The sequence below is a fragment of the Pseudomonas sp. ACN8 genome, from assembly GCF_002303925.1.
Taxonomy (GTDB): domain Bacteria; phylum Pseudomonadota; class Gammaproteobacteria; order Pseudomonadales; family Pseudomonadaceae; genus Aquipseudomonas.
On sequence record NZ_MRCS01000017.1, the window covers coordinates 106,210 to 113,263 of the forward strand.

The 7,054-nt window shown below is 60.6% G+C and carries 7 protein-coding genes; 3 read left to right on the forward strand and 4 right to left on the reverse strand.

The genetic code is table 11. The annotated features are described in order from the left end of the window. Positions 1–18: 18 nt before the first annotated feature. A complete protein-coding gene (locus BSF44_RS12065) occupies positions 19–1,536 on the reverse strand; it encodes a nucleobase:cation symporter-2 family protein (protein WP_095943699.1) in 1,518 nt (505 codons plus the stop codon). Positions 1,537–1,862: 326 nt separating this feature from the next. Between BSF44_RS12065 and BSF44_RS12070 the strand changes: the two genes are divergently transcribed. Next, complete coding sequence (locus BSF44_RS12070) at positions 1,863–2,168, forward strand: BrnA antitoxin family protein (RefSeq protein WP_095943700.1); 306 nt, start codon at positions 1,863–1,865, stop codon at positions 2,166–2,168. A gap of 55 nt (positions 2,169–2,223) precedes the next feature. Here the strand turns inward: BSF44_RS12070 and BSF44_RS12075 are convergent, their stop codons facing one another. Together BSF44_RS12075 and BSF44_RS12080 are read right to left on the reverse strand one after the other, a co-directional pair. Then, positions 2,224–3,054, reverse strand: coding sequence for an arylamine N-acetyltransferase (locus tag BSF44_RS12075; protein ID WP_095943701.1), 831 nt, complete (start codon positions 3,052–3,054; stop codon positions 2,224–2,226). A 113-nt stretch (positions 3,055–3,167) separates the two neighbouring features. Beyond that, a complete protein-coding gene (locus BSF44_RS12080; RefSeq protein ID WP_095943702.1) occupies positions 3,168–3,962 on the reverse strand; it encodes an exodeoxyribonuclease III in 795 nt (264 codons plus the stop codon). A 206-nt stretch (positions 3,963–4,168) separates the two neighbouring features. On the opposite strand from BSF44_RS12080, the gene BSF44_RS12085 reads away from it, so the two are divergent. After that, a complete protein-coding gene (locus BSF44_RS12085; protein WP_095943703.1) occupies positions 4,169–4,495 on the forward strand; it encodes a hypothetical protein in 327 nt (108 codons plus the stop codon). Positions 4,496–4,629: 134 nt separating this feature from the next. Here the strand turns inward: BSF44_RS12085 and BSF44_RS12090 are convergent, their stop codons facing one another. After that, positions 4,630–6,201: a GGDEF domain-containing protein gene (locus tag BSF44_RS12090; protein ID WP_095943704.1), complete on the reverse strand. Its 1,572-nt coding sequence runs from the start codon at positions 6,199–6,201 to the stop codon at positions 4,630–4,632. 214 nt (positions 6,202–6,415) lie between these two features. Between BSF44_RS12090 and BSF44_RS12095 the strand changes: the two genes are divergently transcribed. Continuing rightward, the gene (locus tag BSF44_RS12095) at positions 6,416–6,883 is read left to right on the forward strand and encodes a hypothetical protein (RefSeq protein WP_095943705.1); all 468 of its coding nucleotides are present in this window, start codon (positions 6,416–6,418) and stop codon (positions 6,881–6,883) included. Positions 6,884–7,054: the final 171 nt, after the last annotated feature.

Genomic DNA, 7,054 nt, shown 5'->3' on the forward strand with positions numbered 1-7,054 from the left:
GTTCATCAAGCCTTGTTGTCAGACATGCTCACTGCTTTTCGCATGCACTGCATGTGGCTCGCCATGTCCGTGGTCCACCTCAACCACCGGAATTTCCTTGCCATCGCAGTCGTGAAGCTTTCCGTCGCTGAAGTAGTCCCCCTCACGCAGCGCCGCCAGATCCTGATAACGCAGCACTCGCTCGGTACCGGCCGCAAACACCGATTGCTGGTCGGAGTTACCGGCGGTGAGGTGGTTGAAGGTCAGGTTCAGCACGATGGCCATGATCGCCGAGGAACTGATGCCCGAATGGAAAATGGTCGCGAACCAGCTTGGGAAGTGATCGTAGAAGCTTGGTGCCGCGATCGGGATCATGCCGAAGCCAATCGAGGTGGCAACGATGATCAGGTTGACGTTGTTGCGGTAGTCGACCTTGGACAAGGTGCGAATACCGCTGGCGGCGACGGTACCGAACAGCACGATGCCGGCGCCACCCAGTACCGAGGTCGGCACGGCGGCGATGACCCGGCCCATGAAGGGCAGCAGACCGAGGATCACCAGGAACAGGCCGCCAGTGGCCACTACATAGCGGCTCTTGATGCCGGTGACCGCCACCAGCCCGACGTTCTGGGCAAAGGCGCTCTGGGTGAAGGAACCGAAGATCGGCGCGAACATGCTCGACAGCATGTCGGCGCGCAGGCCGTTGCCCAGGCGTTTGGAGTCAACCTTGGTACCGATGATTTCACCGACAGCCAGAATGTCCGCCGAGGTCTCCACCAGCGTCACCATCACCACGATGCACATCGACAGGATCGCCGCGAAGTGGAAGGTCGGCATGCCGAAGTGGAACGGCGTCGGGAAGCCGAACATCGGGCCCTGGGTTACGGACGAGAAGTCCGCCATGCCGAGGAACACCGCGATGATCGTCCCGATGACCATGGCCAGCAGAATCGACAGGCGGGAGATGGTCGCACTGCCGATTTTGCTCAGCAGCAGCACCAGCACCAGCGTTACCGCCGCCAGACCGATGTTCGCCATGCTGCCGAAGTCCGGCGCATGGCTGTTGCCGCCCATTGCCCAGCGCGCGGCGACCGGCATCAGCGTCAGGCCGATGGTGGTAATCACGATGCCGGTCACCAGCGGCGGGAAGAACCTGGTGATGCGTGAAAACACCGGGGTTATCAGCAAACCGATCAGGGATGCCGCTATGACCGCGCCCAATACCGATTGAAACCCGCCCTCCCCGCCACTACTGACAATCGCCACCATGGTCGCGACGCCGGAGAAGGACACGCCCTGCACCAGCGGCAACTGACAACCAAAAAACGGTAAGCCCAGGGTTTGCAGCAACGTTGCCAGCCCCCCTGCAAACAATGAAGCAGCAATCAACAAACCGATGTCCGCCGGCGAGAGCCCGGCCGCTTGGCCGATGATCAGTGGCACAGCGACGATACCGCCATACATGGTCAGAACATGTTGCAGGCCATAAGCCATATTCGCGCCGATCCCAAGATTTTCGTCCTCGGGCCGTTGGTGTGAAACATGGGGCGTTTTCATGGTAGGGGGTTCCCTGGTTTTTGTTATTCGCACACTGTATTCAATAGTCAGGACAAATGTCTATAGAGTTGTATACAACTTATCGGTCACAAAATGGATACATGTCCATTTCACCCTGCTACCCATCCTCCTGGCCCTGCCAAAAAACCTTGAAATACACCCCTCCCTGTCCAACCCCTGGTGCTGACCAGTCTTTCGAATTCCTGGCGACCATCGGTAAGGGTTGCCTTTTTTATACATATAAAATATGCATAATTAAGTCATTCGAAATGCAGTTCCGCATCGCCACCAAAAGCGAGCGCCGTCAGTACCTGGAGGCATGACCGATGAAAGACGAATACGATTTCAGCAACGCCAGGCGCGGGGCCGTGGTGCCCGCCAAAGGCAAGACCCGCATTACCATCATGCTCGATGACGCGGTCATCGAAGCGGCCCGCGCACTGGCAGAACACGAGGGGTACGGCTACCAGACGGCGATCAACAATACGTTGCGCCGAGCCCTGCTCAACGAAGGCAGAACCGCGCACTTGAAACACCCCCTCACCCCTGCCGAACTCAAGGGCCTGGAGCAGAAGCTGACAGAGGCCTTGCGCGAAATCCAGCGGGTGATGGAGCCGGGAGTCCGGCCCTGAAACACAAAAGGCCAATCAATCGGATCAGCCCATAGTGATGCCTGTGATCAGCCGGCTATTGCGGCGCTGCGATCAATCGCTCCAGCGTCCGCGCCAATTGCGCCTGTTCCGGCACGCGAATGCCGAACTCGCTGCCCAGCAGGCCAATCAGTTCCAGCACATCCGTCACCTCCCGCCGTTCGCTGTCATGGCCAATCCGGTGAATCGCGAAACTGCCGTTGTTGAGCGTGCGCCGCCACCCCTCTCCGGTACGCGCCACCATCAACTGCTTGACGAAAGACGACTCGGGGTGGGTCGAGACGTACCAGTTGCCCACAGCAAAATCGATATCTTCCTGGCGTTGCAGGTCGAAGATGTACATCGCTCGCCACTCGCCCGCAACGTTGGCGCGCAGGGTAAAGCCGTCGACGTGCAGGTCGATGCGATACGGCTCGTGCGGGGTGAGTTGTTCGGCGCGAGTATCGAGTAACAGGGGCGCGGTCGGCACCATGCCGCCGAAGCCGACGTCGGTGATGTAGCGCACGTCATCGATGATGACCAGGCTCAGGCGGTGGGTTCGGGCAGTCCAGGCACCCTCCGGCTGGCCCATCACCACCCGGCCGCTGATGGCACGGGCGTCGAAACCCAAATCCTGAAGCAAGGCCAGGAACAGGTTGTTGAGTTCGTAGCAGTAACCGCCACGCCCCTCGTGCAAGACCTTCTGCTCGATGGACGGCAGGTCGATCAGCACCGGCTCGCCGGATAAAGTGGTGAGGTTCTCAAACGGGAAAACGCCGGTATGGCGCAGTTGCAGTTGGCGCAAGGTTTCCAGGGTCGGTGCCGCAGGTGCATCGAAGCCCAGGCGTCGCAGATACAAAGCAAGGTCGGTCAGGCGTGGCTCGCTCATCGTTCAATCCTTTTGCACGCAAGCGGCGGATTGCTCCGCCAGTGGCCGTTATGTATACGGGATCAAGCACTGTCGCCGACAATTGATTTAGCCAATCAACCGGCATGAAAAACTCAACGCCGCTTGTGCGGGCCCAATTGAATCCAGGTCGGCGCGTGGTCGCTGGCATGAGGCTCGTTACGCACCCAGGCATCCACCCCGGCGTCTTGCAGATACGGACTCAGGGCCGGGTTGAGCAACAGATGATCAATGCGCAGCCCGGAGTTTTTCTGCCAGTGCTGACGGAAATAATCCCAAAACGTGTAGAGCCGATCCTGCGGATGCAAGTGCCGCAATGAATCGGTCCAGCCCTGATCCAGCAATCGCTGGTAACACTCGCGACTTTCCGGTTGCAGCAAGGCGTCCTTGAGCCAGGAACGCGGGTTGTAGATGTCCAGGTCGGTGGGCACCACGTTGTAGTCTCCCGCCAGCACCACCGGATGTTCGCTGCCTTGAAGTGTCTGCGCATGACGGATAAGCCGTTCGAACCACGCCAGCTTGTAATCGAATTTCGGCCCCGGTTGCGGATTGCCGTTGGGCAGATACAAGCAACCCACCAGAACCCCGTGGACAGCGGCTTCCAGATAACGACTGTGGTTATCGCTGTCATCGCCGGGCAACCCGCGTCGGCTTTCCAGTGGCTGCGCATCCCGCGCCAGGATCGCCACGCCGTTCCAGGACGCCTGCCCCTGCCAGATGGCGCCGTAGCCGGCCGCTTCAAGCTCGGCAGCCGGGAATGCGCTGTCCACCGCCTTCAATTCCTGCAGGCAGGCGATATCCGGTTTTTCCCGCTCAAGCCAGGCCAGCAGATTCGGCAGCCGTGCGCGCAGGCCATTGACGTTGAACGTGGCGATCCGCAGTTTCTTCATGAATGGACACTCCTGAGGACGAGGTGCCTGACTTGTGACACCAGCACGTTTCGCAGGTTGCGTCAGCAATCTCGGGTGCGGTAGTACCTTGAGCGTAAACTGGACGATGATGGCCGGCGTTGAGACAGCCACTCGTCAACCGAATGGCACCCACCGCGTGCCCCTTCACACCAACATCAGGTAACGGCTCATCCCGGGAGACGACCATGATGAACATCAAAATGACTTCTCTGCTCATGGCCGGATGGTTGTCGGCAGCGTCCCTGGCCACCTTTGCGGCGTCCGGCGATGGCCCTGGCGCGCCCGGTACGGCACCCGGCGCAACCCGCAACTCAACCCTGCTGCCAGACAACAACCGCCCCAGCGATCCCTCGGGCAACAACAGCCGCGGTCAGCGCCCCAGCTCGTCAAGCGGCAGCACCGGCGTCAATGGTCCGGGCAGTGGCGCGGGCGGCGGCACCGGTGCGCCCGGTGGCGGAACCGGCGGTGCTGGCGGCGGGACGGGTAGCTGGACAGGCCAAGGCCGCCAATGACCTGCCGTCGTTGGCGGCTTCAGATCACCTGAGACTTACATCGGCTTGACCGCCGGCGGGACCGGCAGCGCTAACGGAACTCTAGATGATCAATGCCACCAGGCCCGGGAGACGGACCACCGGCGGAAAAAACTTCAACGGTCAGAGCGCATCAATGCCTCGACGCCACCGGCCATCGACAACGTTGCCACGCGGTTTCGCCCCGAATGCTTGGCCTGATACAACGCCGCATCCGCCCGCTCGACGAACACGTCCATGCTGTCACGCCCCGACGGCACAAACGCATAGCAACCCAGACTGACCGTCACGTAACCGTTGGGCGAGCCGGTGTGACTGATGTGCCTGTCGATGACGCTGCGGCGGATCTGCTCGGCAATCGTCATGGCGCCGTGGATGTCGGTGTCCGGCAGCAACACCGCAAACTCTTCGCCGCCGTAACGCACCGCCAGATCGGCTTTGCGTTGGCAGCAACCCTTCAGCGCCCGTGCCACCTCGGCCAGGCAGTGATCGCCCACCACGTGCCCGTAGGTGTCGTTGTAGCGCTTGAAGTAATCGATATCGAGCATGATCAGGCTCAAGGGGTTCGCCTGCCTGGCGCCGCGCCCGAACTCGATGTCCAGCGCCCGCTCGAATAATCGTCGGTTGGCCAGCCCGGTCAGACTGTCGTGGGTGGCGATCAGCTCCAGCGCTTGCTGGGCCCTGCGCAAATCCGACTCGACTCGCTCGCCGACACGCACCTGATGCAGGAACACCCACCCGAACAGCCCCACGCCCACCAGCACCAGGGCAACGATGAGACTGGAGCGAAACGCCGTGTCGTACCAGCCCGCGAGAATGGACTCCGTGGACGACGCCGCGGCGACCACCAGCGGATACCCCTCCAGCTGTCGGTAACCGTACATGCGTGTCACACCGTCGATGATGGACGTGAACATCGCATTGCCGGAGGTGGCCAGCGGCAGGAACTTCTGGAAGATCTCGCTCTGGGCCAGCGACACGCCGATCTGCGCCTCTACAAAAGGTCGACGCGCCAACAAGGTGCCATCGGTCAGGCCGAGAAACATCGAGCCGTTGTCGTCGAGGCTGAAGCTTTTGAAAAACTGGTCGAAGTACGACATCTTGATGCCGGCCAGCAACACGCCCTGGAAATGCCCGTTCCTGTCGTTGATCCGCCTGGATATCGGAATGACCCACTCACCGTTTTCCCGGCTGCGGATGGCCGGGCCGATATGCGCCACCGACGATACGTTTTGCTGGTGATACTTGAAGTACTCGCGATCCGCGACACCGGCACCCCGGGGCAGATTTTCAAACGAGGTCACCACCCACTGGCCCTTCTGATCGAACAGCAGGATGCCGTGCAACTGATCCAGCGCCAGCACTCGCCGGGCGAAGGTTTGCTGCAAGCGCGACCGTTGATCCGGGCCGAAACCGTCGACCTGAATCCAGTCCACCAGGCTGGTCAACACCAGGTCGGCCTTCATGAAGGTGTCTTCGGCTTGCTGCGCCATGGCCCGCGTCAGGTTCGAAGACGCCACTTGCGCCAGGCTCAGGTCATGGCGACGGGACTGTTCCAGTTGCAGATAAAGCAAACCACACAGGCACAGGCACACCGTGGCAATGAACAATACCGCGGCCTTGCGCAGCGGTATGCGTTTCAATGCGACGCCAGGGGCGTGGTCCGGGTCGTTAAAGCGCGTGGGCAAAAATTCATCCTGTCGGGGGGGCAAGGCATGGGCAACAACCCAAAGCCCTCAGTCTTTGTGGGGCGTAGTTTACGGGGTTATCCAGGACAAATGGGTGGCCACTTGCCCGGCGGTATCACACCTGTCCGGCCTAAGCTGCAAACATGACCCAGGGCAAGCGCTGCCTGTGCGTCAACGAGCTACGATTAGACTGACTTCAATAAAGGGAATCGACATGAGCAAAGCAGACGAGCTCGCCGCAAAATTGAAACAGGCACGGCTGACCAGTGCGGATCAGGCGATCGATGGCTGGCCGGGCCAGGTCTACGAACTGTATCAACGCATAGAGACCTGGCTGCTGCCCTTGACCGAAGCGGGCCTGGTCCTGCGGCGCAACCCCACCCACGTGTTCGAGAGCCACCCCAATGGCGACGCTTACGACTACGCCATCGACCAGTTGGTCATCTCCGGCAACGAGCACAGCATTACCTTTGACCCGGTTGCACGCTTCACCGCCGATGGCGAGGGGCGGGTCGAGATCCACACGACAGGCAACGAACTCGCCCTGTTGCGCACCGTGGACGAGCACGGTGAAACACACTGGTGGCTGCAGACGATCGAACAGGCCACCGCGCAGCCGGATGCGGTGGCGCTGACGGAAACCGATCTGCTTGTGGTGGTGCAACAAGGGTTGGCGCTTTAGGGGATTGGCTGAATACCAGTTTGTTGAATGCCACAAACCCTGTAGGAGCGAGCCTGCTCGCGATGGACTCAAGAACGCCGCGTTTAGCCAGTAAGTACGCGTTATCGTTAACGACCATCGCGAGCAGGCTCGCTCCTACAGGGTTTGTGGCATTCAACAAACTGGTATTCA

Bases quoted from the DNA above. Each gene is read 5' to 3' on its own strand.
- BSF44_RS12085 (WP_095943703.1), top strand. From the start codon at position 4,169: ATGATGAACATCAAAATGACTTCTCTGCTCATGGCCGGATGGTTGTCG.
- BSF44_RS12075 (WP_095943701.1), bottom strand. From the start codon at position 3,054: ATGAGCGAGCCACGCCTGACCGACCTTGCTTTGTATCTGCGACGCCTG.
- BSF44_RS12095 (WP_095943705.1), top strand. From the start codon at position 6,416: ATGAGCAAAGCAGACGAGCTCGCCGCAAAATTGAAACAGGCACGGCTG.
- BSF44_RS12070 (WP_095943700.1), top strand. From the start codon at position 1,863: ATGAAAGACGAATACGATTTCAGCAACGCCAGGCGCGGGGCCGTGGTG.
- BSF44_RS12080 (WP_095943702.1), bottom strand. From the start codon at position 3,962: ATGAAGAAACTGCGGATCGCCACGTTCAACGTCAATGGCCTGCGCGCA.
- BSF44_RS12065 (WP_095943699.1), bottom strand. From the start codon at position 1,536: ATGAAAACGCCCCATGTTTCACACCAACGGCCCGAGGACGAAAATCTT.